This is a genomic window from Pseudomonas sp. G2-4 (genome assembly GCF_030064125.1).
GTDB lineage: Bacteria > Pseudomonadota > Gammaproteobacteria > Pseudomonadales > Pseudomonadaceae > Aquipseudomonas.
The window spans coordinates 3,744,582-3,768,886 of record NZ_CP125957.1; the positions used below are offsets into that span (position 1 = coordinate 3,744,582).

At 60.5% G+C, this 24,305-nt stretch carries 20 protein-coding genes; 15 read left to right on the plus strand and 5 right to left on the minus strand.

The window, feature by feature from the left end; all coding sequences use genetic code 11:
- Window positions 1-69: 69 nt before the first annotated feature.
- Window positions 70-1,353 carry a Zn-dependent hydrolase gene (locus QNH97_RS16240; protein WP_283552916.1) on the minus strand — a complete coding sequence of 428 codons (1,284 nt, stop codon included), beginning with the start codon at window positions 1,351-1,353 and terminating at the stop codon, window positions 70-72.
- Between the two features lie 152 nt (window positions 1,354-1,505).
- Window positions 1,506-2,984, minus strand: coding sequence for an NCS1 family nucleobase:cation symporter-1 (locus QNH97_RS16245; RefSeq protein WP_283552917.1), 1,479 nt, complete (start codon window positions 2,982-2,984; stop codon window positions 1,506-1,508).
- Window positions 2,985-3,601: 617 nt separating this feature from the next.
- On the opposite strand from QNH97_RS16245, the gene hydA reads away from it, so the two are divergent.
- The 4 genes from hydA to QNH97_RS16265 all read left to right on the plus strand — a co-directional run bounded on the left by hydA (window position 3,602) and on the right by QNH97_RS16265 (window position 9,231).
- Complete coding sequence (gene hydA, locus QNH97_RS16250; RefSeq protein WP_283552918.1) at window positions 3,602-5,041, plus strand: dihydropyrimidinase; 1,440 nt, start codon at window positions 3,602-3,604, stop codon at window positions 5,039-5,041.
- A 182-nt stretch (window positions 5,042-5,223) separates the two neighbouring features.
- On the plus strand, window positions 5,224-6,591 hold the full coding sequence (locus tag QNH97_RS16255; RefSeq protein ID WP_283552919.1) for an NAD(P)-dependent oxidoreductase: 1,368 nt from the start codon (window positions 5,224-5,226) through the stop codon (window positions 6,589-6,591).
- Window positions 6,592-7,866, plus strand: a complete 1,275-nt coding sequence (gene preA / locus QNH97_RS16260; RefSeq protein WP_283552920.1) for an NAD-dependent dihydropyrimidine dehydrogenase subunit PreA — start codon at window positions 6,592-6,594, stop codon at window positions 7,864-7,866.
- Between the two features lie 255 nt (window positions 7,867-8,121).
- Window positions 8,122-9,231 (plus strand): RHS repeat-associated core domain-containing protein, encoded by a 1,110-nt coding sequence (locus QNH97_RS16265; RefSeq protein ID WP_283552921.1) that lies wholly within the window; start codon window positions 8,122-8,124, stop codon window positions 9,229-9,231.
- Between the two features lie 39 nt (window positions 9,232-9,270).
- Here the strand turns inward: QNH97_RS16265 and QNH97_RS16270 are convergent, their stop codons facing one another.
- Together QNH97_RS16270 and QNH97_RS16275 are read right to left on the minus strand one after the other, a co-directional pair.
- Window positions 9,271-9,891, minus strand: coding sequence for a TetR/AcrR family transcriptional regulator (locus QNH97_RS16270; RefSeq protein WP_003202912.1), 621 nt, complete (start codon window positions 9,889-9,891; stop codon window positions 9,271-9,273).
- Window positions 9,892-10,156: 265 nt separating this feature from the next.
- Window positions 10,157-10,501, minus strand: coding sequence for a DUF6124 family protein (locus QNH97_RS16275; RefSeq protein WP_283552922.1), 345 nt, complete (start codon window positions 10,499-10,501; stop codon window positions 10,157-10,159).
- A 901-nt stretch (window positions 10,502-11,402) separates the two neighbouring features.
- On the opposite strand from QNH97_RS16275, the gene QNH97_RS16280 reads away from it, so the two are divergent.
- From QNH97_RS16280 to QNH97_RS16310, 7 genes are all read left to right on the plus strand, one after another.
- Window positions 11,403-12,590 (plus strand): OprD family porin, encoded by a 1,188-nt coding sequence (locus tag QNH97_RS16280; RefSeq protein ID WP_502944543.1) that lies wholly within the window; start codon window positions 11,403-11,405, stop codon window positions 12,588-12,590.
- 314 nt (window positions 12,591-12,904) lie between these two features.
- Complete coding sequence (locus tag QNH97_RS16285) at window positions 12,905-13,726, plus strand: NAD-dependent epimerase/dehydratase family protein (protein ID WP_283552924.1); 822 nt, start codon at window positions 12,905-12,907, stop codon at window positions 13,724-13,726.
- A 43-nt stretch (window positions 13,727-13,769) separates the two neighbouring features.
- Entirely contained in the window at window positions 13,770-14,675 is a 906-nt protein-coding gene (locus QNH97_RS16290) for an SMP-30/gluconolactonase/LRE family protein (protein ID WP_283552925.1), read from the plus strand.
- A 56-nt stretch (window positions 14,676-14,731) separates the two neighbouring features.
- Entirely contained in the window at window positions 14,732-15,700 is a 969-nt protein-coding gene (locus tag QNH97_RS16295; RefSeq protein ID WP_283552926.1) for a TRAP transporter substrate-binding protein, read from the plus strand.
- Between the two features lie 77 nt (window positions 15,701-15,777).
- The gene (locus QNH97_RS16300; protein ID WP_283552927.1) at window positions 15,778-16,305 is read left to right on the plus strand and encodes a TRAP transporter small permease; all 528 of its coding nucleotides are present in this window, start codon (window positions 15,778-15,780) and stop codon (window positions 16,303-16,305) included.
- Complete coding sequence (locus QNH97_RS16305; protein WP_283552928.1) at window positions 16,305-17,585, plus strand: TRAP transporter large permease; 1,281 nt, start codon at window positions 16,305-16,307, stop codon at window positions 17,583-17,585. The genes QNH97_RS16300 and QNH97_RS16305 overlap by 1 nt, the downstream gene beginning before the upstream one ends.
- Before the next feature lie 159 nt (window positions 17,586-17,744).
- Entirely contained in the window at window positions 17,745-18,614 is an 870-nt protein-coding gene (locus QNH97_RS16310) for an aldose 1-epimerase (RefSeq protein ID WP_283552929.1), read from the plus strand.
- Between the two features lie 32 nt (window positions 18,615-18,646).
- On the opposite strand, the gene bkdR is transcribed toward QNH97_RS16310, so the two are convergent.
- On the minus strand, window positions 18,647-19,135 hold the full coding sequence (gene bkdR / locus QNH97_RS16315; RefSeq protein WP_003202929.1) for a Bkd operon transcriptional regulator BkdR: 489 nt from the start codon (window positions 19,133-19,135) through the stop codon (window positions 18,647-18,649).
- 192 nt (window positions 19,136-19,327) lie between these two features.
- Between bkdR and QNH97_RS16320 the strand changes: the two genes are divergently transcribed.
- Genes QNH97_RS16320 through lpdA form a run of 4 tightly spaced genes read left to right on the plus strand, consistent with a single transcriptional unit; the run spans window position 19,328 to window position 24,284 of the window.
- Complete coding sequence (locus QNH97_RS16320; RefSeq protein WP_283552930.1) at window positions 19,328-20,563, plus strand: 3-methyl-2-oxobutanoate dehydrogenase (2-methylpropanoyl-transferring) subunit alpha; 1,236 nt, start codon at window positions 19,328-19,330, stop codon at window positions 20,561-20,563.
- Between the two features lies 1 nt (window position 20,564).
- Window positions 20,565-21,623: an alpha-ketoacid dehydrogenase subunit beta gene (locus tag QNH97_RS16325; protein ID WP_025213182.1), complete on the plus strand. Its 1,059-nt coding sequence runs from the start codon at window positions 20,565-20,567 to the stop codon at window positions 21,621-21,623.
- Window positions 21,624-22,895: a dihydrolipoamide acetyltransferase family protein gene (locus tag QNH97_RS16330; RefSeq protein ID WP_283552931.1), complete on the plus strand. Its 1,272-nt coding sequence runs from the start codon at window positions 21,624-21,626 to the stop codon at window positions 22,893-22,895.
- Window positions 22,896-22,898: 3 nt separating this feature from the next.
- The gene (lpdA, locus tag QNH97_RS16335; RefSeq protein WP_283552932.1) at window positions 22,899-24,284 is read left to right on the plus strand and encodes a dihydrolipoyl dehydrogenase; all 1,386 of its coding nucleotides are present in this window, start codon (window positions 22,899-22,901) and stop codon (window positions 24,282-24,284) included.
- The last annotated feature ends 21 nt before the right edge of the window (window positions 24,285-24,305 follow it).

Below are 24,305 nucleotides of genomic sequence, written 5' to 3' on the forward strand. Positions count from 1 at the left end.
CAGTGCGCTTCAGGCATGGATGCGTTGAAGATTACGACCACATGGCGTTGCGATAGTGCACCACGCCGTTCAAGCCGCCAGGCGTCCCTCGGCAATGGCCTGCGAGGCGGCGAGCATCGCGCGCAACAGCACCGCGCAACCGGCCGCGAGGTCGTCGGGGGCGGCGTTTTCGATTTCGTTGTGGCTGATGCCGCCTTCGCATGGCACGAAGATCATGCCGGCCGGGCCCAATTCGGCGAGGAAGATTGCGTCATGACCCGCCCCGCTGACGATGTCCATGTGGGACAGACCCAAACCCTGGGCAGCACCCCGCACGGCGTCAACGCAACCCTTGTCGAAGTACAGCGGTGGAAAGTCGGCCGTGGGTTTCAGTTCATAGGTCAGGCCGTGTTGCCGACAGGTGTCGTCGATCACCCGCTGGACCTCGGCGATCATCGAATCCAGCCGCGCCGGTTCCAAATGCCGGAAATCCAGGGTCATGCGCACTTCGCCGGGGATGACATTGCGCGAACCGGGATACGCTTGCAGGCAACCGACCGTCCCGCAGGCATGGGGTTGATGAGCAAGGGCGGTGCGATTGACGGCACCGACGATGATCGAGGCGCCCACCAGGGCGTCCTTGCGCAGGTGCATCGGGGTCGGGCCGGCGTGGGCTTCGACGCCGCGCAAGGTCAGGTCGAACCATTTCTGCCCCAGCGCGCCCATGACCACACCGATGGTCTTGCCCTCGTCTTCCAGGATCGGCCCCTGTTCGATGTGCGCCTCGAAATACGCGCCCACCGGATGGCCGCTGACCTGGCGGGGGCCGGCATAGCCGATGGCATTCAGCGCCTGCCCCACGGTGATGCCTTCGGCGTCGGTCTTGGCCAGGGTTTCTTCGAGGGTGAATTTTTCCGCGAATACGCCAGAGCCCATCATGCAAGGGGCGAAGCGCGAGCCTTCTTCGTTGGTCCACACCACCACTTCCAGCGGCGCTTCGGTTTCAACGTTCAGGTCATTGAGGGTGCGCAACACTTCCAACCCCGACAGCACGCCAAAGCAGCCGTCGAACTTGCCGCCGGTGGGTTGGGTGTCGATGTGGCTGCCGGTCATGACCGGTGGCAGGTTCGGATTGCGTCCTGGGCGACGAGCGAAGATGTTGCCCACCGCATCGATGCTGACGGTGCAGCCAGCGGCTTGGGTCCATTGCACGAACAGGTCCCGGGCCTGGCGGTCCAGGTCGGTCAGGGCCAGTCGACACACGCCGCCCTTGACCGTGGCCCCGAGTTGCGCCAAGTCCATGAGCGACTGCCAGAGACGGTCGCGGTTGATGTGCTGATGGGTGGATTGCAGAACGTCGATGGCTGCGTTCATGGGGGGTCTCCTTTTTTTCAGGCATTTTTTGGTGTGTCTGGGGCCGCTATCGCGAGCAAGCTCGCTCCCACAGGGGATCTGCTGTGCACGTAGGCTTTGCATCCCCCCCCAATCCAGTGTGGGAGCGAGCTTGCTCGCGATGAGGCCCTCCTTCACACCGCAGATTTGGCGATGGACGGGCTCGCACGCAGACTGCACAACCCGTAGTAAATCACCCCGCCCAGCGCCGAGCCGGTGAACCAGCCGTAGCTGTAGAACCAGCTGAACGCATCGCTGCCCAGGGACAGCAGCGTCAGCAGCACCGGCACGGCAAAGGCGATGAAGCCGTTCCAGTTCCACGCCGGATAAACGTCGTCGCGGTACAACCCGGCCAGGTCCAGTTGCTGTTTCTTGATCAGGAAATAATCCACCACCATGATCCCGGCAATCGGCCCCAGCAGGCTTGAATAGCCCAGCAGCCAGTTGGAGTACACCGACTCAAGGCTGACCTCGGACACGATCAGGCCGAGCTTTTTCAGCAGCTCGTGGGCCATTAGCGCCAGCCCCACCAACCCGGTGAGCATGACGGCCTTGGTCCGGCCGATCAGTTTGGGCGCCAGGTTCTGGAAATCGTTGGTCGGCGAGACGATGTTGGCGGCAGTGTTGCTCGAGAGCGTCGCGACGATGATCAGCACCATGGCCAGCGCTACCCAGACCGGGCTCTGGATGTGCCCGATCAAGGTCACGGGGTCGGAGACGGTCACCCCCACCAGTTTTTCCGAGGCTGCGGTCATGACCACGCCGAGGGAGGCGAACAGGAACATGGTCAATGGCAGGCCGATGATTTGCCCCACGATCTGGTCCTTCTGGCTCTTGGCGTAACGGCTGAAGTCAGGGATGTTCAATGACAAAGTCGCCCAAAAACCGACCATGGCCGTCAGCCCGGCGAGGAAGTAGCTGGTCACGCTCGCACCTTCGGGCCGCTTGGCCGGGACCGCCATCAGCTCGGTCAGGGATACGTTGGGCAACGCCCACACCAGCAAGCCGGCGCCCACCAGTACCAGCAGCGGCGCGGATAAGGTTTCCAGCCATTTGATCGACTCGGCACCGCGCAATACCACCCACAGGTTCATGACCCAGAACACCATGAAGCCGATCACCTCACCGGTGCCGCCCAGGCTCTTCCAGCCTTCGAACACCGAGCCGAGAAACAGGTGAATCGCCAGCCCGCCGAACATGGTCTGGATCCCGAACCAGCCACACGCCACCAAGGCGCGAATCAGACACGGGACGTTGGAGCCGATGACACCGAAGGACGAGCGCAACAGCACCGGAAACGGAATGCCGTACTTGGTCCCGGCAAAGGCGTTCAGGGTCAGGGGAATCAACACGATGATGTTGGCAAACAGGATCGCCAGCAACGCCTCGCCCACCGTCAAGCCGAAGTAGGCGGTAAGCACGCCGCCAAGGGTGTAGGTCGGGACGCAGATCGCCATGCCCACCCACAGCGCAGTGATGTGCCATTTGTTCCAGGTTCGCTCATGCACCTTGGTCGGCGCGATATCGTGGTTATAACGGGGGCTGTCGAGGACGTCGCTGCCGGCTTCAAGCTCGAATAACCCGTCCCGCTCAGTCACTGTTGATCTGGTCATGTCCGCTCCACTGTTTTGATTATTTTTGCTCATCGACGGGCGATGGCCGGAGTACTTGCATGTCAAGCACGCGTGCTACCGACGGCCCCTGGCTGGCAACGACGGCACTCAATAACCGTGCCGATTGTTGCGCCGAGTTGACCGGACGGCCGATATAACGCTTACAACCATTTGATACTTAACGCTTTTACTGCAACTTACGAGTTTACTTCACTGCGCTCTCGTCGCCTTGAGGCTAGATGACCTGCACGCTCTGTCGAGTTCGAGATTCAAAGTGGTGCACATCAAATTAACGCGAAGTGTCTAGACCGCACTTCGACGGCTTTCAAGCCGCTGATTTACCATGACAAATCTCGCTCAAATAACGATCCTGTCAAGTGCGTCAAAATGGTGAGGACGCTCACCATTTTGGTGATTCCATTTTTTAATTGTTTAAATTCAATAACTTATATATTGAATAAGCTTATAAAAAATAATCTTGCTCATTTTATAAACTCCAGCTAGCGTCTAATCCTGACAGTTGTGACAAGAATACAAACCTGTACGACGCCGTCATCTATCAACCGATAAAACATAAAGAACCGGCAACAGTCGGTCATGCCTGCGAGGAACTCGGAATGTCTCTGTTGATCCGTGGTGCCACCGTCATAACCCACGATGAAAGTTATCGCGCCGATGTGTTTTGTACCGACGGCGTGATCAAGGCCATTGGCGAAAACCTGGAGGTTCCAGCCGATGTCGAGGTGCTCGATGGCAGCGGTCAATACCTGATGCCGGGGGGCATCGACCCGCACACGCATATGCAGTTGCCGTTCATGGGCACGGTCGCCAGTGAAGACTTCTTCAGCGGCACGGCAGCTGGGTTGGCCGGGGGCACCACGTCGATCATCGACTTCGTGATTCCCAACCCCCAGCAGTCGCTGATGGAAGCCTTTCACCAATGGCGTGGCTGGGCCGAAAAAAGCGCCAGTGACTACGGTTTTCACGTGGCGATCACCTGGTGGAGCGAGCAGGTTCGCGAAGAAATGGCCGAGTTGGTCAACCATCATGGCGTGAATAGCTTCAAGCACTTCATGGCCTACAAGAACGCAATCATGGCTGCCGACGACACCTTGGTGGCGAGTTTCGAGCGCTGCCTGGAGCTGGGGGCGGTGCCCACGGTGCACGCGGAGAACGGCGAGCTGGTCTATCACCTGCAACGCAAGCTGCTGGCCCAGGGCATCACCGGGCCCGAGGCCCATCCGTTGTCGAGGCCCTCGCAAGTAGAAGGCGAAGCCGCGAGCCGGGCCATCCGCATTGCCGAAACCCTGGGCACGCCGCTGTACCTGGTGCATGTGTCGACCAAAGAGGCCCTGGACGAAATCACCTATGCCCGCAGCAAGGGCCAGCCCGTCTACGGTGAAGTCCTGGCCGGGCATCTGCTGCTGGACGACAGCGTCTATCGCCACCCGGACTGGCAGACCGCTGCCGGCTACGTGATGAGCCCGCCGTTCCGGCCTCGCGGCCATCAGGAAGCGCTCTGGCACGGCTTGCAGTCGGGCAACCTGCACACCACCGCGACCGACCACTGCTGTTTCTGCGCGGAGCAGAAAGCCGCCGGCCGCGAGGACTTCAGCAAGATCCCCAATGGCACCGCCGGTATCGAAGACCGCATGGCCGTGCTCTGGGACGAAGGGGTCAACAGCGGCAAATTGTCGATGCACGACTTCGTCGCCCTCACCTCCACCAATACCGCAAAGATCTTCAACCTCTATCCGCGCAAAGGGGCGATTCGCATCGGTGCCGATGCCGACCTGGTGCTCTGGGACCCGCAGGGCAGTCGCACGATTTCCGCCAAGACCCACCATCAGCAGGTGGACTTCAACATCTTCGAAGGCAAGACCGTGCGCGGTGTGCCCAGCCACACCATCAGCCAGGGCCGGCTGGTCTGGGCCGACGGCGACCTGCGGGCCGAGCGCGGCGCGGGGCGCTACATCGAGCGACCGGCGTATCCGGCGGTGTTCGACTTGCTGAGCAAGCGGGCGGAGTTGAACAAGCCAACCGCCGTGAAACGCTGAATCCAGGCCTTCGGCCTATCGCGAGCAAGCTCGCTCCCACACTGGATCTTGGGTGGATACAAAATCTGTGTACGCAACAGATCCCCTGTGGGAGCGAGCTTGCTCGCGATGAGGCCAGGCCAGGCACCAAAAAAACCACTGCCCACCAGAGGCAGCACCTCAAACACCGTGAGGCCCATTCCATGATCCAGCCCTTGAGTCACCTCCCCCATTCCCTGGAAGACTCGGCCACCCTCGCCGCCCGTTTCAGCGACCTGGCACCGCCGCTCAACGCCCGCCAGGCTCACTTGGAAGCGTCCCGGTGCCTGTATTGCTACGACGCACCGTGCGTGAACGCCTGTCCGAGCGAGATCGATATTCCCTCGTTCATCCGTAACATCCACCAGGACAACGTCCAAGGCGCGGCACAGAAAATCCTCTCGGCCAACATCCTCGGCGGCAGCTGTGCCCGGGTCTGCCCCACGGAGATCCTTTGCCAGCAAGCCTGCGTGCGCAACAACGTTCATGAGTGCGCACCGGTATTGATCGGCCAGCTGCAACGCTACGCCGTGGACAATGCCCACTTTGCTGAACACCCGTTCAAGCGTGCCGCCACCAGCGGCAAGCGCATCGCCGTGGTCGGGGCCGGCCCGGCAGGGTTGTCCTGCGCCCATCGCAGCGCGATGCACGGTCATGACGTGGTGATTTTCGAAGCCCGTGAGAAGGCCGGTGGCCTCAATGAATACGGCATCGCCAAATACAAACTCGTAGACGATTACGCCCAGCACGAACTGGACTTTCTGCTGGAAATCGGCGGTATCGAAATCCGCCACGGGCAGAAACTCGGGGAAAACCTGAGCCTGAGCGACCTGCACCAGCAGTTCGACGCGGTGTTCCTCGGCCTCGGCCTGGCCGCCAGCAAACAATTGGGCCTGAGCGATGAACAGGCGCCAGGGCTGCTGGCCGCCACCGAGTACATCCGCGAATTGCGCCAGGCCGACGACCTCAGCCAATTGCCCCTGGCGGACCGTTGCATCGTGCTCGGCGCCGGCAACACCGCCATTGACATGGCCGTGCAAATGGCCCGCCTCGGCGCCCGGGATGTCAGCCTGGTGTACCGTCGCGGCCTTGAAGACATGGGCGCCACCGTGCATGAGCAAGACATCGCCAAGGCCAATCAGGTGCGCCTGTTGACCTGGGCCCAGCCGCAACAGGTGTTGCTCGACGACGCGGGGAATGTGCGGGGCATGCGTTTCTCCCGCACCCATCTGGAAAACGGTCGGCTGGTCACCAGCGCCGAGACCTTCGACCTGCCCGCCGACGGTATTTTCAAAGCCATCGGCCAGGCCATCGACGACAACGCGCTGGTGGACCCGCTGGCCCGGGAACTCAAGCGCCAGGATGGGCGAATCCTGGTGGACGAACAACTGCGCACCAGCATTCCTGGGGTCTACGCCGGCGGCGATTGCACCAGCCTGGACCAGGACCTCACCGTGCAGGCCGTGCAGCACGGCAAGCTCGCCGCCGAGGCGATCAACGCCCAACTCATGCTCAACGTGGAGGCTGCGTAAATGGCCGATCTGTCGATTGTCTTCGCCGGCATCAAAACCCCCAATCCGTTCTGGCTGGCCTCCGCGCCGCCCACCGACAAGGCCTACAACGTGGTCCGGGCCTTCGAGGCCGGCTGGGGTGGCGTGGTCTGGAAAACCCTCGGGGAAGACCCGGCGGCGGTGAACGTTTCGTCGCGCTACTCAGCCCACTACGGCGCCAATCGCGAGGTGCTGGGCATCAATAACATCGAGCTGATCACCGACCGCTCCCTGGAGATCAACCTGCGAGAAATCACCCAGGTGAAAAAGGACTGGCCGGATCGGGCGTTGATCGTGTCGCTGATGGTGCCCTGCGTCGAAGAATCCTGGAAACGCATCCTGCCCCTGGTGGAAGCCACCGGTGCCGACGGCATCGAACTGAATTTCGGCTGCCCCCACGGCATGCCGGAACGCGGCATGGGCGCGGCGGTCGGCCAGGTGCCGGAATACGTCGAGCAAGTGACCCGCTGGTGCAAGACCTATTGTTCGTTGCCGGTGATCGTCAAACTCACGCCGAACATCACCGACATCCGTGTCGCCGCTCGGGCGGCCCATCGCGGCGGCGCGGACGCGGTGTCGCTGATCAACACCATCAACTCCATCACCAGCGTCGACCTGGACCGCATGGTCGCCCTGCCCAGTGTCGGCAGCCAGAGCACCCACGGCGGTTATTGCGGCTCGGCGGTCAAGCCGATCGCGCTGAACATGGTCGCCGAAATCGCCCGCGACCCGCAGACCCAAGGCTTGCCGATCTGCGGTATCGGCGGCATCGGCAGCTGGCGCGACGCGGCGGAATTCATCGCCCTGGGCAGCGGCGCGGTGCAGGTCTGCACGGCGGCAATGCTGCATGGCTTTCGCATCGTCGAAGAGATGAAGGATGGTTTGTCACGTTGGATGGACGACCACGGCCACGCCAACCTCCAGGCCTTCTCCGGCCGCGCGGTGGGCAACACCACCGACTGGAAGTACCTGGACATCAACTATCAGGTCATCGCGAAAATCGACCAAGAGGCCTGCATCGGCTGCGGTCGCTGCCACATCGCCTGTGAGGACACCTCACACCAGGCCGTCGCCAGCCTCAAGCAGGCGGACGGCACGCGCAAATATGAAGTGATCGATGAGGAATGCGTGGGCTGCAACCTCTGCCAAATCACCTGCCCGGTGCAGGACTGCATCGAAATGGTGACGGTGGACACGGGCAAGCCGTTTCTGGATTGGAACCATGATCCGCGCAATCCCTATCATGTAGCGGTTTGAAATTGAGGTGTTTGGGCTGACGCCATCGCGAGCAAGCTCGCTCCCACAAGGGATATACGGCGAATACAAATCCTGTGTTCACCGCCAATCCCCTGTGGGAGCGAGCCTGCTCGCGAAGGGGCCCTCAGCCACAGCACAAAACCTCAGGGTAACCCCACCAGAAGCGCCCTATCCAACTAACAGTTCTGCTAGTAGACGTCCTCCCAAAAATATCCGAGCCTGACACAGCCCTGTCACCTAAGCAGAACCCAGCCCATGTCAGCGCCGTCGATGAAAATACTGTGCCGCTATCAATATGACCCACTGGATCGCCTCGTAGGCTTGAAACCTCAGGAGAATCCAGGCACCCAACGTTTCTATCAAGAAGACGAATTGGTTAACGAGATAGAGGGCCAGTCGCAACTGACAATCATGCGTCATGGCCCCCAGCCGCTGGCGCAACGATCAGGCACCGACGACGCCGCCGAGACCACGCTGTTGGCGACGGATCTACAACGTTCGTTGCTCCGGACAGTGGCGGATACACACTCGCGACAGATGGCCTATACCGCCTACGGTTACCGCCCTGGGGAAAGCGGTTTGAGTTGCTTGCTCGGTTTTAACGGGGAGCGTCCTGACTCGATAACCGGTCATTATTTGTTGGGACAGGGTAATCGGGCTTTTAATCCGGTGTTGATGAGATTCAATAGTCCGGATGAGTTGAGTCCTTTTGGGGATGGCGGGATTAATGCGTATGCTTATTGTGGGAATGATCCGGTTAATCGATATGATCCGAGTGGGAACATGCCATTTTTCCGACCATGGACTAGCCAAAGATATATCCGACCATCGACTAGCCAAGCCTACCTGCCACCGGTACAAAAAACCGCATTAGACCTTTCCACTCCTCGCACTTTTACCCGATCCACCCAAACTGAAACCAACCTATCGGCAGAATTGATAGCCAATAATCACGCAACTCCCGGTACATTACCTGGCATTCCTAATAAAACCCAGGTGAGACTAGAAGCATTACCTGCCGAGGGGAAAGAAAGAGGCCCCTATATACCGATTGATAATCTCCCTGCAATAGACAGGAAAAGAATCATTCGCATAAGAGCACGCGCAGAACGTGCACGCCGTTACGATAGAATTATAGGGCCGTTTTTAGAAAGAACCCCACACGACCAGATTGTCATAGATAAAACACTGAAAACCCAATATAACGCCGCCACCAAAAAACCCGCACAGCTTAAAGCTAACAGAGCTTCACAGAATACGCACACTCTTACTCCTAAATTTTCTAACATCAGTAGTATTCGAATCAGGGCCAAAGATAAGTTTCTTAAAGACAACGCCGAGCTAATTCGAAAACTAAATCTTTAAACTTTACCAGTTACCGCCATCACGCGCCGGGCAAACAAACTACGGCTCCAACCCAATCCCCCGCAAAATCACACTGGTCACCGTCTGCACCGCCCGTTCGAACTGCATGTCCGACAGCGGTTGGTGGTCGTTGAGGATGTTGATCTGGTGGTCGAAGTCGGCATAGTGCTGGGTCGAGGCCCAGATCATGTAGAGCAGGCTTGAGGGTTCGACCGGGAGGATGCGTTTGTCTTCCACCCACTGGCGGATTTTCGCTTCCTTCATCTTGGCCCAGTCATAGAGACTGGCGTCCAGGGCCTGGCCCAGGGTCGGGGCGCCGTGGATGATTTCGTTGGCCCAGACTTTCGAGCCGTAGGGGCGGCTGCGGGAGTGGTTCATCTTGGCGCGGATGTAGCTGCTGAGCACCACCCGGGGGTCGTCGAACATTTCGAAGCACAAGGCGTCCTGCTTCCAGACCTCCAGCAGATCGAACAGCACGGCGCTGTACAGTTCGCTCTTGGTGCTGAAGTAGTAGTGCAGGTTGGAACGGGGCAATTGCACTTCGGCGGCGATGTCGGCCATGGCGGTGCTGCCGAAGCCTTTTTCGGCAAAGACCTTCTCGGCGGCCAACAGGATTTTCTCGACGTTACTGCGACGAATCTCGATCTTGTGATTGCCCATGAGGGCTCCCTGGGGACAGCGTTGATCAAGGTTAGCATTCACTCACTTTCGAAAACACTGGAGCTCGCTCCCCATTTGACCGTGCATGCTCAGACGGATGTACACAGTGCCCTTGTGGCGAGGGAGCTTGCTCCCGCTCGGCTGCGCAGCAGTCGTAAAACAGGCTGATGCGGTTTTCCTGGAGAACCGCGTCGGCTGATTTTGGGGCTGCTGCGCAGCCCAGCGGGAGCAAGCTCCCTCGCCACAGGGGGTTGTGGTGGGTCGGCTAGCGTGGGTCGACGTTATCCAGCGCGCGGTTCGCCAACAAGGTACCCAGTTCGATCAGTTGTTGGATGCCCAGGGCAAAATGCCGGCGCGAACCTTCCAGCTCAAAGGCCAGATCACTGACCATGACATTGGCCGAGGCCAGGGTTTCGCTGAGGTTGGCGAGCAGGCTTTCGGTGTCGACGTCTTTGATGACGGTGAAGAGTTGGCCGGGCGCAGTTGCCGCTTCGGGTTTGTCCGGTTTTGGGTTGAGGTAGTAGTCGAGGGCGCGCTCAGCGGCTTCGTCGAGTTTCTTGCGCGGTGACGTTGGATCGGTATTCGGTGGATTCGGGGTTGCTTTGAACATGATGAAACTCCAGATGAGAAAGTTGGAGCCATCACTCTCGCTACCAAACGAAGAGTGGTGGCCATACGAAGGTTGGTAGACCGGTCATCTGGCACCCGGCGCGTCCGAGGACGCCCTACGCATGACCACCATAAAGCAGAGGCGTAAAAATCTTCTGCATCAGGTGCACTTGCGCCAGAAAAAACCGGGCTACCAAACCCGATCACTGATTCATCAGCGACCCGGAAACAATAAAACCCAGCCGTAAGGCGCACAAGCCGGCGGATTCTGGCGCAGTTGTAGGCAACGGCGCAAGACGACGTAGCCCGATCCAGAGCGATCCTACATCTGGATAAACACCACCCTGTTTGGACTGGGAATAGGGTCAACAACACACCTGTGGCGAGGGAGCTTGCTCCCGCTGGGTCGCGAAGCGGCCCCAAAGATTCTGCGTTGAAACAAAAAAACTGGGGCCTGCTTCGCAGTCCAGCGGGAGCAAGCGCCCTCGCCACAAGGACTCCTGCAAACCTTTAGAGCGGGGGGCATTCGACTAATGTCTTAGACCGGTCATCGCACAACCAAAAGCAGCCACAACGATGCTCAGGCCTCGCATTGGTCCCGATGCCACGGCCTTCGATCTTCACCTCAGTCGGTTGTAACCGTTGAAATCCCTCATTTTGAAGCCCCCTCGAGTTGAATAATTCCGATAATGGCCAGTTGACAACGAGCAACGCCTTCCAAATAATCCCCTCATGTTGTACGACGACGTATGACAAATAAAAACAACAAAAAAGTAGGGAGCGTCATAGTGAGCACACGTGTCCGTTTTTCGCCCGACAACCGTCCAAACCGCCGTACCCTTCTCAGCAGCAGCCCCGCACTGACCCTGATCGGTTGCAGCAGCCTTGCGCTGTTTCTGCCGATGACCGCCAGCGCCGAAGGCTTCGTCGATGACGCCAAGGCCACGCTGAACCTGCGCAACGCGTATTTCAACCGCAACTTCACCAACTCGAACAATGCCCAGGGCAAAGCCGAGGAATGGACTCAGAGTTTCATCCTCGACGCCAAGTCCGGCTTCACCCAGGGCACAGTCGGCTTCGGCGTGGACCTGTTGGGTATGTACTCGGTCAAGCTCGACGGCGGTCGCGGCACCACTGGCACTCAATTGCTGCCTGTGCATGATGACGGTCGTCCGGCCGATGACTTCGGGCGCCTGGGCGTGGCCCTCAAGGGCAAGGTCTCGAAGACCGAGCTGAAAGTCGGCGAGTGGATGCCGGTGCTGCCGATCCTGCGCTCCGACGACGGCCGTTCCCTGCCACAAACGTTCCGTGGCGGCCAGGTGACCTCCACCGAAATCAGCGGCCTGACCCTGTACGGCGGCCAATTCCGCGCCAACAGCCCGCGCAACGACGCGAGCATGGAAGACATGTCGATGAACGGCCGAGGCGCGTTCACCTCCGACCGCTTCAACTTCGGCGGCGGCGAATATGCCTTCAACGAAAAACGCACCCAAGTCGGCGTCTGGTACTCGGAACTGTCCGACATCTACCAGCAAAAGTATTTCAACCTGACCCACAGCCAGCCCATCGGCGACTGGACCCTGGGCGCCAACCTCGGCTACTTCATCGGCAAGGAAGACGGCAACGCCCTGGCCGGCGATCTGGACAACAAAACCGCCTTCGCCATGCTCTCGGCCAAATACGGTGGCAACACCTTCTACGTCGGCCTGCAAAAACTCAGTGGCGATGACGCCTGGATGCGCGTCAACGGCACCAGCGGCGGCACCCTGGCCAACGACAGCTACAACTCCAGCTACGACAACGCCCAGGAAAAATCCTGGCAAGTGCGCCACGACTTCAACTTCGCCGCCGTCGGCGTACCGGGCCTGACCCTGATGAACCGCTACATCAGCGGCGACAACGTGCACACCGCCACCGTCGACGACGGCAAGGAATGGGGCCGGGAAACCGAGTTGGCCTATACCGTGCAGAGCGGCGCGTTGAAAAGCCTCAACGTGAAGTGGCGCAACGCGTCGATTCGTCGGGATTACAGCACCAACGAATTCGACGAGAACCGTATCTTCATCAGCTATCCGCTGTCGCTGTTGTAAGCAGCAAGCGCGCGCCGTGGGGCGAAGCGCTTTGTTGGGACAAACCGAATCACCTGTGGCGAGGGAGCTTGCTCCCGCTGGACTGCGAAGCAGGCCCATAAGGTTGCGAAACACGACGTCTGCTGCGCAGCCGAGCGGGAGCTTGCTCCCTCGCCACAGGGGCAGTGGAACCATCGTAGCGCGGCAAGGACCTCGGCTTAGAGCGCTTCGTCGATCAAACGTTGACAAGGTAGCGGAAGGATAAGGATATTCCCCCACGGTCATACGACAACCTATAACAACTAATACCTCTCACTGTTTGCTCAGGTAACTTCATGACTACGACACACACTCGCCGCCCCCTCAATCGCCTGCTGCTGACCGGCGCCGCTGGCGGCCTGGGCAAAGTCTTGCGCGAACGCCTCAAGCCTTTCGCCCGTCACATTCGCCTGTCGGACATCGCCAACATGGCCCCAGCCATTGATGAAAGCGAAGAGGTGGTGCCGTGCGATCTGTCGGATAAGCAGGCCGTGCACCAATTGGTTGAAGGCGTCGATGCCATTCTGCATTTCGGCGGTGTTTCGGTTGAGCGACCGTTCGAAGAGATCCTCGGCGCCAACATCAGTGGCGTGTTCCACATTTATGAAGCCGCGCGCAAACATGGCGTCAAGCGGGTGATTTTTGCCAGTTCCAATCATGTCATCGGTTTCTACAAGCAGGACGAGGCCCTCGATGCCCTCTCCCCTCGTCGTCCCGACGGCTACTACGGTTTGTCCAAGTCCTACGGCGAAGACGTCGCCAGTTTCTACTTCGATCGCTACGGCATCGAGACCGTGAGCATCCGCATCGGCTCGTCGTTCCCCGAACCGCAAAACCGCCGAATGATGAGCACCTGGCTGAGCTTCGACGACCTCACCCAACTGATCGAATGCTCGCTCTACACCCCGAACGTTGGCCACACCGTGGTGTACGGCGTGTCCGCCAACCGCGACGTCTGGTGGGACAACAGCCAGGCCGCGCACCTGGGCTACCAGCCCAAGGACAGTTCCGAGATTTTCCGCGCCAAGGTCGAAGCGCAGCCGATGCCGGCCGCCGATGATCCAGCCAGGATTTACCAAGGGGGTGCCTTTGTCGCCGCCGGCCCGTTCGATGACTGATTCGCCTGTTTTCCATGGGATACGAACGCATTAAGGAATCGCCATGCAAGCCGAATTGATTGTCGATGCACGCAACGCTGTCGGGGAAAGCCCAGTGTGGGTTCCCGAGGAAAACGCGCTGTACTGGGTGGACATTCCCAGTGGCGGCCTGCAGTGCTGGAACGCTGGAACCGGGCAACTCAAAGGCTGGGAAACCCCCGAGATGCTTGCCTGCATCGCCCGTCACCAGGACGGCGGTTGGATAGCGGGCATGGAGAGTGGTTTTTTTCGCCTGCACGCCCATGACGACGGCAGCCTGGACAGCGAATTGTGTGCAAGCGTCGAACACAGCCGCACCGACATGCGCCTCAACGACGGCCGCTGCGATCGTCAGGGCCGTTTCTGGGCCGGCAGCATGGTGCTGAACATGGGCGCCAACGCTGACCAAGGGCGGATGTACCGCTACGCGGCCGGGCAACACAGCCCGGTCGAACCACAATTGAGCGGTTTCATCGTGCCCAACGGCCTGGGTTTCAGCCCGGACGGACGGACGATGTACCTCTCCGACTCACACCCGTTGATCCAGCAGATCTGGGCCTTCGACTACGACATCGACAGCGGCACGCCATCCAACCGGCGCTTGTTCGTCGACATGATGCCACTGGCCGGGCGACCGGACGGCGCGGCGGTGGACGCCGACGGTTGCTACTGGATCTGCGCCAACGATGCCGGCCTGATCCATCGCTTCACCCCGGATGGACGCCTGGATCGGTCGCTCGAAGTACCGGTGAAGAAACCGACGATGTGCGCCTTCGGTGGCAGCCGCCTGGACACCCTCTTCGTAACCTCGATCCGCCCGGGTGACGACAACGATCCACAGTCCCTGGCCGGTGGCGTGTTCGCGCTTAACCCTGGCGTGAAGGGTCTGGCTGAACCTGCTTTCGGAGGAAAGAAGCACTCCGCCAACTGATCTGCTCTACCGCTTCACATCGATAGATATAAAAACAACAAGACTGGAGATTGACCATGAATTTCAAACGTACACTTCTGATCGCAGCCCTCCCCCTGGCCTTCCTGGCCCAGGCGGCGCAAGCCCTCGATATCAAGATCGCCGACATCCACCCAAAGGGCTACCCGACCGTAGTCGCCGAGGAACACATGGGTGAAACCCTGACCAAGGAAAGCAACGGCGAATTGAAATTCAAATACTTCCCGGGCGGCGTCTTGGGTTCGGAAAAAGAAGTCATCGAGCAGATGCAGGCCGGTGCGATCCAGATGTCCCGCGTCAGCCTCGGCATCGTCGGCCCTGTGGTGCCGGACGTGAACGTGTTCAACATGCCGTTCATCTTCCGTGACCAGGCGCACATGCGCGCCGTTATCGACGGAGCGGTGGGCGATGAGATCCTCGACCGCATCACCAACTCTGAATTCGGCCTGGTGGCCCTGGCCTGGATGGACGGCGGCACGCGCAACCTCTACACCAAAAAGCCGGTGCGCAAGCTTGAAGACATGAAAGGCATGAAGATTCGGGTGCAAGGCAACCCTATGTTCATCGAAACCATCAACGCCATGGGCGGCAATGGCATCGCGATGGACACCGGCGAGATCTTCAGCGCCTTGCAGACCGGCGTGATCGACGGCGCAGAGAACAACCCACCTACCATGCTCGAACACAACCACTACCAGAACGCCAAGTTCTACAGCCTGACCGGCCACCTGATCCTGCCTGAACCGATCGTGATGTCGAAAATCACCTGGGAAAAACTCACGCCAGCGCAACAGGACATGGTGAAGAAAGCCGCCAAAGCGGCCCAGGCTGAAGAGCGCGAACTGTGGGACAAGAAGTCCACCGCCAGCGAGGAAAAACTCAAGGCCGCCGGCGTCGAGTTCATCACCGTCGACAAAAAGCCCTTCTATGACGCCACCGCGCCGATCCGGGCCAAGTACGGCGCGCCGTATGCCGACCTGATCAAGAAAATCGAAGCCGTTCAGTAAGCCCCCTCAATCTGTATCCATGAAAAAAGGCCCGGCGCGCCAGATGTCATGGGCGCGCCTGGTTACGGTGAAACCCGATGAAGAATTTGCTGCTGCGTATCAACGATAAAATCTACATGACGTGCATCTGGGTGGCCGGCCTTTCTGTCCTTGCCGTTGCGCTGATGATTCCTTGGGGCGTGTTCGCCCGCTACGTACTGGGTACCGGCTCGAGCTGGCCGGAACCCACCGCCATTTTGCTGATGATCGTGTTCACCTTCATTGGCGCCGCCGCCAGCTACCGCTCCGGCTCGCACATGGCGGTGGACATGGTCACCTCTCGCATGCCGCCACAGTTGAGAACCGCCGCTTCGATTTTTTCCCAGTTGTTGATGGCAGCGGTGTGCATTTTCATGACCGTGTGGGGCACAAAGCTGTGCATGACCACGTGGAATCAATTCATGAGCGCCATCCCTACCCTGCGCGTCGGCATCACGTACATGCCGATACCGATCGGTGGCTTCCTGACGTTGATTTTTGTGCTGGAAAAACTCTTGCTGGGTGATCAAAGCCAACGTCGAGTCGTGCAGTTCGATCTGGTTGAAGAAAACGAAGGTGCCGCTTAATGGACGCTCTGATTCTGCTGGGCAGTTTTTTGGTGTTGATCATGATCGGCATGCCGGTGGCCTACGCCCTGGGTGCCTCCGCACTGATCGGTGCATTCTGGATCGACATCCCGTTCCAGGCCATGATGATCCAGGTGACGGGCGGGGTGAACAAATTCTCGCTGCTGGCCATTCCCTTCTTCGTCCTGGCTGGCGCAATCATGGCCGAGGGCGGCATGTCCCGGCGACTGGTGGCATTCGCCAGTGTACTGGTAGGGTTCGTGCGCGGTGGCCTGTCTCTGGTCAACCTCGTGGCGTCGAGTTTCTTTGGTGCGATCTCTGGTTCCTCGGTTGCCGACACTGCCTCGGTCGGCTCAGTGCTGATCCCGGAAATGGAACGCCGTGGCTATCCGCGTGAGTACGCCACCGCCGTTACCGTCAGTGGTTCGGTACAAGCGCTGTTGACGCCACCAAGCCATAACGCGGTCCTGTACTCGCTCGCCGCGGGCGGCACCGTCTCGATCGGTTCATTATTCATGGCTGGCATCGTCCCGGGCATCATGATGAACCTCTGCCTGATGGCGCTGTGCCTGGTTTTTGCGAAAAAGCGCAACTACCCCAAAGGCGAAGTGATTCCACTCAAGGAAGCGTTGAAGATTTGCAAGGAAGCCATGTGGGGCATGATGACCCTGTTCATCATCCTCGGCGGCATTCTCTCGGGCGTTTTCACCGCCACTGAATCGGCCGCCATTGCCGTGGTGTGGGCGTTCTTCGTGACCATGTGCATCTATCGCGACTACAAGTGGAGCGAGCTGCCAAAACTGATGCACCGCACGGTACGCACCATTTCCATCGTGATGATCCTGATCGGCTTCGCCGCCAGCTTCGGCTACATCATGACGCTGATGGAGATCCCGGCGAAAATCACCACGATGTTCCTGACGCTGTCGGATAACCGTTATGTGATCCTGATGTGCATCAACGTGATGTTGCTGCTGCTGGGCACCGTGATGGACATGGCGCCGCTGATCCTGATCCTGACGCCGATCCTGATGCCGGTGATCGTGGGCATTGGTGTGGACCCGGTGCAGTTCGGCATGATCATGCTGGTGAACCTGGGTATCGGCCTGATTACCCCGCCGGTGGGCGCAGTGCTGTTCGTGGGCTCCGCCATTGGCAAGGTCAGCATCGAAAGCACCGTCAAGGCCCTGTTGCCGTTCTACGCCATGCTGTTCGTGGTGCTGCTGCTCGTGACCTACATCCCCGCCATTTCCCTGTGGTTGCCGAATCTGGTGTTGTAATCCCATCAGCCAGCAAGCCCCCTTGTGGCGAGGGAGCTTGCTCCCGCTGGACTGCGCAGCAGGCCCATCCGGTTTCAGCACATGGCGTCTGCTGCGCAGCCGAGCGGGAGCAAGCTCCCTCGCCACAAAAGCTTCCCCACTCGACAGACACAACCCACCATGACGCCACCCCTTCTCCACCTCGAAGACGAACTGACCCGCCTCACCCTGGCCCCGCACCTGGGCGCCAGCCTGGTCGAATGGACCTTGCGTAGCAGCGGCGCCCCGCTGTTACGTCCTCCCGCGCCTCAAGCCCTGGAAAACCGCCTGCCGGGCAAACTTGGCTGCTTCCCTCTGGTCCCGTGGTCGAACCGGATCGCCAAGGGCGGTTTCGATTGCCCTGGCGGCTGGCTCGCCCTGGAAGCCAACAGCCCCAACGATCCGTTTCCGATCCACGGCAGCGCCTGGCAACAACCGTGGCAGGTGATCGAGCAGAGTCCCCAACAAGTGTTGCTGCAACTCGACAGCCAGCAGCCATTCGCCTACTGCGCCAGCCTACGGATCCGCTTGAATGGCGGTCAGTTGCAAATCGCAATGCACGTCACCCACCTGGCCGAACAGGCCGCGTGGCACGGGCTGGGCTTGCATCCGTATTTTCCGCGCACCGCCGGCACTCGCCTGCAAACTCGCGCCAGCGAAGTCTGGATGTGTGATGCCTCGAAACTGCCGACAGAACTTCGGAAGATTCCTGAAAATTGGGATTTCCAGCAGCCCCGATTGCTGCCGGATACGCTCGTGGACAACGGCTTCGGCGGTTGGGACGGGCAGTGCCTGATCCAGCAACCGGACTTGGGTTATAAACTGGAATGCCGGGCCAGTGGCAGCGACTATTTCCTGCTGTACTGCCCGGTGGGCATGGCGTTCTTTTGCATCGAACCGGTCAGCCATCCGGTCAATGCGCACCACCTGCCAGGACGGCCGGGGTTGCGCTTGCTGGAGCAAGGCCAGTCAATCGCGCTGGGGTTTTCGATGCAGTGCCGCCCCCTGTAACCCATCCAAGCAGGTTCCCTTCACCCTGAGCCTCAGGTACCCAAGGTCAACCCATTGGCCGGCAACGGCAACGCAGTCTTGTAACGCACCTGCTTGAGGGCAAAGCTCGAACGAATGTTCGCCACGCCCGGGACCTTGGTCAGAAAGTCCATCATGAAACGCTCCAACGACTGGATGGTCGGCACCAGCACGCGGATCAGGTAATCCGGATCGCCGGCCATCAGGTAGCACTCCATCACCTCCGGCCGGTCGGAGATCGCCTCTTCGAAGTGCTGCAGCGCCTCTTCCACCTGCTTCTCCAGGCTGACATGGATGAACACGTTGACGTGCAAACCCAGCAAGTCGGCGTCGAGCAAGGTGACCTGCTCGCGAATCACCCCCAGCTCCTCCATGGCCCGGACCCGATTGAAGCACGGCGTCGGCGAAAGATTGACCGAGCGGGCAAGATCGGCGTTGGTGATGCGGGCGTTTTCCTGAAGGCTGTTCAGAATGCCGATGTCGGTGCGATCCAGTTTACGCATGAGACAAATAATCCTGTTTTTTATCGTTGTGCAGATTTTTTATCTGCAAATGATCTGAACAGCAAGCTAACAGAGAAAAATATTCTTCTGCGTCGAGCCTATGATTGTTGTAGGACAATTTCCCTTATCCAGGAAAATTCGTCAGCTAGCGCGCCCACTACAAGAAATTCACAAGATCGAGCGTAGAAAGCCATGAATACAGCGTACGAACCGCTACGCCTGCACGTTCCCGAACCCTCGGGCCGTCCCGGCTGCAAGACCGACTTTTCCTACCTGCGGCTGACCGATGCCGGCACGGTGCGCAAACCTCCCATCGATGTCGAACCTGCCGAGACCGCCGACCTGGCCCGGGGCCTGATTCGCGTGCTCGACGACCAGGGCAATGCCTTGGGCGAGTGGGCCGAGAACATCCCCGTCGAGATCCTGCGCAAGGGCATGCGCGCCATGCTCAAGACGCGGATCTACGACAACCGCATGGTGGTCGCCCAGCGGCAGAAAAAAATGTCGTTCTACATGCAGAGCCTGGGCGAGGAAGCCATCGGCAGCGCCCAGGCCCTGGCGTTGAACATCGACGACATGTGTTTCCCCACCTACCGCCAGCAAAGCATCCTGATGGCCCGGGACGTGCCGTTGGTGGACCTGATCTGCCAACTGCTGTCCAACGAGCGCGATCCGCTCAAGGGCCGGCAGTTGCCGATCATGTACTCGGTCAAGGAAGCCGGCTTCTTCACCATTTCCGGCAACCTCGCCACGCAATTCATCCAGGGCGTGGGCTGGGGCATGGCCTCGGCGATCAAGGGCGATACCAAGATCGCCTCGGCCTGGATTGGTGACGGCGCCACCGCTGAATCGGACTTCCACACTGCCCTGACCTTCGCCCACGTCTACCGGGCGCCGGTGATCCTCAACGTGGTCAACAACCAGTGGGCGATCTCCACCTTCCAGGCCATTGCCGGCGGTGAAGCCACGACGTTCGCCGGACGCGGTGTCGGTTGCGGCATCGCTTCGCTGCGGGTGGATGGCAACGATTTCATGGCGGTCTACGCCGCCTCGCGCTGGGCCGCCGAACGCGCCCGACGCAACCTCGGCCCGGCGCTGATCGAATGGGTCACCTACCGCGCCGGCCCGCACTCCACCTCCGACGACCCGTCGAAGTATCGCCCCGCCGATGACTGGAGCCACTTCCCGCTGGGGGATCCGATTGCCCGCCTCAAGCAGCACATGATCCGCATCGGCCAGTGGTCGGAAGAAGAGCACCAGGCTGTCAGCGCTGAACTGGAGGCCGAGATCATCGCCGCCCAGAAAGAAGCCGAGCAGTACGGCACCCTCGCCGGCGGCCAGGTGCCGAGCGCTGCCACGATGTTCGAAGACGTCTACAAAGAGATGCCGGAGCACTTGAAGCGCCAGCGTCAGCAGTTGGGGATCTGACATGAACGATCACAACACCAATATTGCGTTGGATACCGCCATGACCACTACCACCATGACCATGATCCAGGCCCTGCGCTCGGCCATGGACGTGATGCTCGAACGCGATGACAACGTCGTGGTATTCGGCCAGGACGTGGGTTACTTCGGCGGCGTGTTCCGCTGCACCGAAGGCCTGCAGAACAAATACGGCACCTCGCGGGTGTTCGACGCACCGATTTCCGAAAGCGGCATCGTTGGCGTGGCCGTCGGCATGGGCGCCTACGGACTGCGGCCGGTGGCCGAGATCCAGTTCGCCGACTACGTCTACCCAGCCTCGGACCAGATCATTTCCGAAGCGGCGCGCCTGCGCTATCGCTCGGCCGGCGAGTTCACCGCGCCGATGACCCTGCGCATGCCTTGCGGCGGCGGCATCTATGGCGGCCAGACCCACAGCCAGAGCATCGAGGCGATGTTCACCCAGGTCTGTGGCCTGCGCACCGTTATGCCTTCCAACCCCTACGACGCCAAGGGCCTGCTGATCGCCTCCATCGAGAACGATGACCCGGTGATTTTCCTCGAACCCAAGCGCCTGTATAACGGCCCGTTCGACGGCCACCACGACCGCCCGGTAACGCCGTGGTCGAAACACCCTTCGGCGCAGGTGCCGGACGGTTACTACACGGTGCCGCTGGACGTGGCTGCCATCACCCGTCCGGGCAAGGACGTGACCATCCTCACCTACGGCACCACGGTGTATGTGTCCCAGGCCGCCGCAGAGGAAACCGGCATCGACGCCGAAGTCATCGACTTGCGCAGCCTGTGGCCGCTGGACCTGGACACCATCGTCAAGTCCGTGAAGAAGACTGGCCGCTGCGTGATCGTCCATGAAGCCACTCGCACCTGCGGTTTTGGCGCCGAGCTGGTCTCGCTGGTCCAGGAACACTGCTTCCACCACCTGGAAGCGCCCATCGAGCGTGTCACCGGTTGGGATACTCCCTACCCGCACGCGCAGGAGTGGGCGTATTTCCCAGGGCCGTCCCGTGTAGGCGCGGCGTTGAAACGGGTCATGGAGGTCTGAATGGGCACGCACGTTATCAAGATGCCGGACATTGGCGAAGGCATCGCCGAAGTTGAACTGTCGGTGTGGCACGTCAAGGTCGGCGACATGGTGGTCGAAGACCAGGTGCTGGCCGATGTCATGACCGACAAGGCCATGGTCGACATTCCCTCGCCGGTGCATGGCCGGGTAATCGCCCTGGGCGGCGAACCCGGTGAAGTCATGGCGGTGGGCAGCGAACTGATCCGCATTGAAGTGGAAGGTGCCGGCAACCTGAAGGAGGGCCCGAAGGAATCGGTACAACCGGCTGCGGTTGTACCGGCACCGAAGTCCGAGCCAGTGGCTGTCCCTGAACCGGTCGTGGAAAAAACGGCCGCGCCAAGAACGGTTGCGCAAGCCCCGGTCGCCCGCGATCCCGAAGAACGCCCATTGGCCTCCCCGGCCGTGCGCAAACACGCGTTGGACCTGGGCATTCAATTGCGTCTGGTCCAGGGCAGCGGCCCGGCCGGGCGTATCCTGCACGAAGACCTCGAGGCCTATCTAGCCCAAGGTCCGTCGATCCAGGCCAAGGGCGGTTCGGGCTATGCCGAGCGTCACGACGAGCAGCAGATCCCGGTGATCGGCATGCGCCGCAAGATCGCCCAGCGCATGCAGGAGGCGACCCAACGCGCCGCGCATTTCAGCTACGTCGAGGAGATCGACATCACTGCCCTGGAAGAGCTGCGGGTTCACCTGAATGAAAAACATGGTACCAGTCGCGGCAAGCTGACCTTGCTGCCATTCCTGGTGCGGGCCCTGGTCGTGGCCCTGCGGGACTTCCCGCAGATGAACGCGCGCTACGACGACGAAGCCCAGGTCATTCACCGCTCAGGCGCGGTGCATGTGGGCGTCGCCACCCAGAGCGACGTCGGCCTGATGGTGCCGGTGGTGCGTCACGCTGAAGCCCGCAGCCTGTGGGACAGCGCGGCGGAAATCTCGCGCCTGGCCACGGCAGCGCGCAATGGCAAGGCCAGCCGCGATGAATTGTCCGGCTCGACCATCACCCTGACCAGCCTCGGCGCCCTCGGCGGCATCGTCAGCACGCCGGTACTGAACCTGCCGGAAGTGGCGATCGTCGGCGTCAACAAAATCGTCGAGCGGCCCATGGTCGTCAAAGGCCAGATCGTGATTCGCAAGATGATGAACCTCTCCAGCTCTTTCGATCACCGGGTGGTCGACGGCATGGACGCGGCGCAATTCATCCAGGCCCTGCGCGGCCTGCTCGAACAACCCGCAACGCTGTTCGTGGAGTAACGAATGCAACAGACTTTGAGCACCACGCTGCTGATCATCGGCGGCGGCCCCGGCGGCTATGTGGCGGCGATCCGCGCCGGCCAGCTGGGCATCCCGACTATTCTGGTGGAAGGCCAGGCATTGGGCGGGACCTGCCTGAACATCGGCTGTATTCCGTCCAAGGCATTGATCCACGTGGCCGAGCAATTTCACCAGACCCGGCACCACAGCCAAGGTTCGGCGTTGGGAATCACGGTATCGGCGCCAACCCTGGACATCGGCAAGAGCGTGGAATGGAAGGACGGCATCGTTGATCGCCTGACCACCGGCGTCGCCGCGCTGCTGAAAAAACATAAGGTCCAGGTCATCCACGGCTGGGCCAAGGTAGTCGATGGCAAGACCGTTGAGGTTGGCGACACCCGCATCCAGTGCGAGCACCTGCTGCTCGCCACCGGTTCGAAAAGCGTCGACCTGCCGATGCTGCCCGTGGGCGGGCCGATCATTTCCTCCACCGAAGCCCTCGCTCCGACCTCGGTGCCCAAGCACCTGGTGGTGGTCGGCGGTGGCTACATTGGCCTGGAGTTGGGCATTGCTTATCGCAAGCTTGGCGCTGAGGTCAGCGTGGTCGAAGCCCAGGAACGGATCCTGCCGGCGTATGACGGCGAACTGACCCAACCGGTACACGAGGCGCTCAAGCAATTGGGCGTGAAGCTCTACCTCAAGCACAGCGTCGAAGGGTTCGATGCCCAGGCCAGCACCTTGCAAGTGCGTGACCCCGCTGGCGACACGCTGAACCTGGACACCGACCGGGTGCTGGTGGCGGTCGGGCGCAAACCCAACACCCAAGGCTGGAACCTCGAAGCGTTGGACTTGGCGATGAACGGTGCGGCGGTGAAGATCGACAACCGCTGCCAGACCAGCATGCGCAACGTCTGGGCCATCGGCGACCTGAGCGGCGAACCGATGCTCGCCCACCGGGCCATGGCCCAGGGCGAAATGGTCGCCGAGCTGATCGCCGGCCAACACCGCGAATTCAACCCGACGGCCATCGCCGCGGTGTGCTTTACCGATCCGGAACTGGTGGTGGTCGGCAAGACGCCGGACGAAGCCCAGGCAGCCGGGCTCGACTGCATTGTTTCGAGCTTCCCGTTCGCGGCCAACGGCCGGGCCATGACCCTGGAATCGAAAAGCGGTTTCGTGCGGGTCGTGGCGCGTCGGGACAATCACCTGATCGTTGGCTGGCAGGCGGTTGGCGTGGGTGTCTCGGAGCTGTCCACCGCGTTCGGCCAGTCCCTGGAAATGGGCGCACGCCTGGAAGACATCGCCGGCACCATCCACGCCCATCCGACGCTGGGTGAGGCTGTGCAGGAAGCGGCGTTGCGGGCGTTGGGGCATGCTTTGCACCTGTGATTCTGCGGAACTGATGGTGTG

What these genes read in the sequence shown, in the direction of transcription:
- QNH97_RS16320 (WP_283552930.1), top strand. Translation starts at nt 19,328, where the DNA reads ATGAATACAGCGTACGAACCGCTACGCCTGCACGTTCCCGAACCCTCG.
- QNH97_RS16255 (WP_283552919.1), top strand. Translation starts at nt 5,224, where the DNA reads ATGATCCAGCCCTTGAGTCACCTCCCCCATTCCCTGGAAGACTCGGCC.
- preA (WP_283552920.1), top strand. Translation starts at nt 6,592, where the DNA reads ATGGCCGATCTGTCGATTGTCTTCGCCGGCATCAAAACCCCCAATCCG.
- QNH97_RS16295 (WP_283552926.1), top strand. Translation starts at nt 14,732, where the DNA reads ATGAATTTCAAACGTACACTTCTGATCGCAGCCCTCCCCCTGGCCTTC.
- lpdA (WP_283552932.1), top strand. Translation starts at nt 22,899, where the DNA reads ATGCAACAGACTTTGAGCACCACGCTGCTGATCATCGGCGGCGGCCCC.
- QNH97_RS16325 (WP_025213182.1), top strand. Translation starts at nt 20,565, where the DNA reads ATGAACGATCACAACACCAATATTGCGTTGGATACCGCCATGACCACT.
- QNH97_RS16290 (WP_283552925.1), top strand. Translation starts at nt 13,770, where the DNA reads ATGCAAGCCGAATTGATTGTCGATGCACGCAACGCTGTCGGGGAAAGC.
- QNH97_RS16285 (WP_283552924.1), top strand. Translation starts at nt 12,905, where the DNA reads ATGACTACGACACACACTCGCCGCCCCCTCAATCGCCTGCTGCTGACC.
- QNH97_RS16245 (WP_283552917.1), bottom strand. Translation starts at nt 2,984, where the DNA reads ATGACCAGATCAACAGTGACTGAGCGGGACGGGTTATTCGAGCTTGAA.
- QNH97_RS16275 (WP_283552922.1), bottom strand. Translation starts at nt 10,501, where the DNA reads ATGTTCAAAGCAACCCCGAATCCACCGAATACCGATCCAACGTCACCG.
- QNH97_RS16240 (WP_283552916.1), bottom strand. Translation starts at nt 1,353, where the DNA reads ATGAACGCAGCCATCGACGTTCTGCAATCCACCCATCAGCACATCAAC.
- QNH97_RS16310 (WP_283552929.1), top strand. Translation starts at nt 17,745, where the DNA reads ATGACGCCACCCCTTCTCCACCTCGAAGACGAACTGACCCGCCTCACC.
- QNH97_RS16305 (WP_283552928.1), top strand. Translation starts at nt 16,305, where the DNA reads ATGGACGCTCTGATTCTGCTGGGCAGTTTTTTGGTGTTGATCATGATC.
- bkdR (WP_003202929.1), bottom strand. Translation starts at nt 19,135, where the DNA reads ATGCGTAAACTGGATCGCACCGACATCGGCATTCTGAACAGCCTTCAG.
- QNH97_RS16265 (WP_283552921.1), top strand. Translation starts at nt 8,122, where the DNA reads ATGTCAGCGCCGTCGATGAAAATACTGTGCCGCTATCAATATGACCCA.
- hydA (WP_283552918.1), top strand. Translation starts at nt 3,602, where the DNA reads ATGTCTCTGTTGATCCGTGGTGCCACCGTCATAACCCACGATGAAAGT.
- QNH97_RS16280 (WP_502944543.1), top strand. Translation starts at nt 11,403, where the DNA reads ATGACCGCCAGCGCCGAAGGCTTCGTCGATGACGCCAAGGCCACGCTG.
- QNH97_RS16270 (WP_003202912.1), bottom strand. Translation starts at nt 9,891, where the DNA reads ATGGGCAATCACAAGATCGAGATTCGTCGCAGTAACGTCGAGAAAATC.
- QNH97_RS16300 (WP_283552927.1), top strand. Translation starts at nt 15,778, where the DNA reads ATGAAGAATTTGCTGCTGCGTATCAACGATAAAATCTACATGACGTGC.
- QNH97_RS16330 (WP_283552931.1), top strand. Translation starts at nt 21,624, where the DNA reads ATGGGCACGCACGTTATCAAGATGCCGGACATTGGCGAAGGCATCGCC.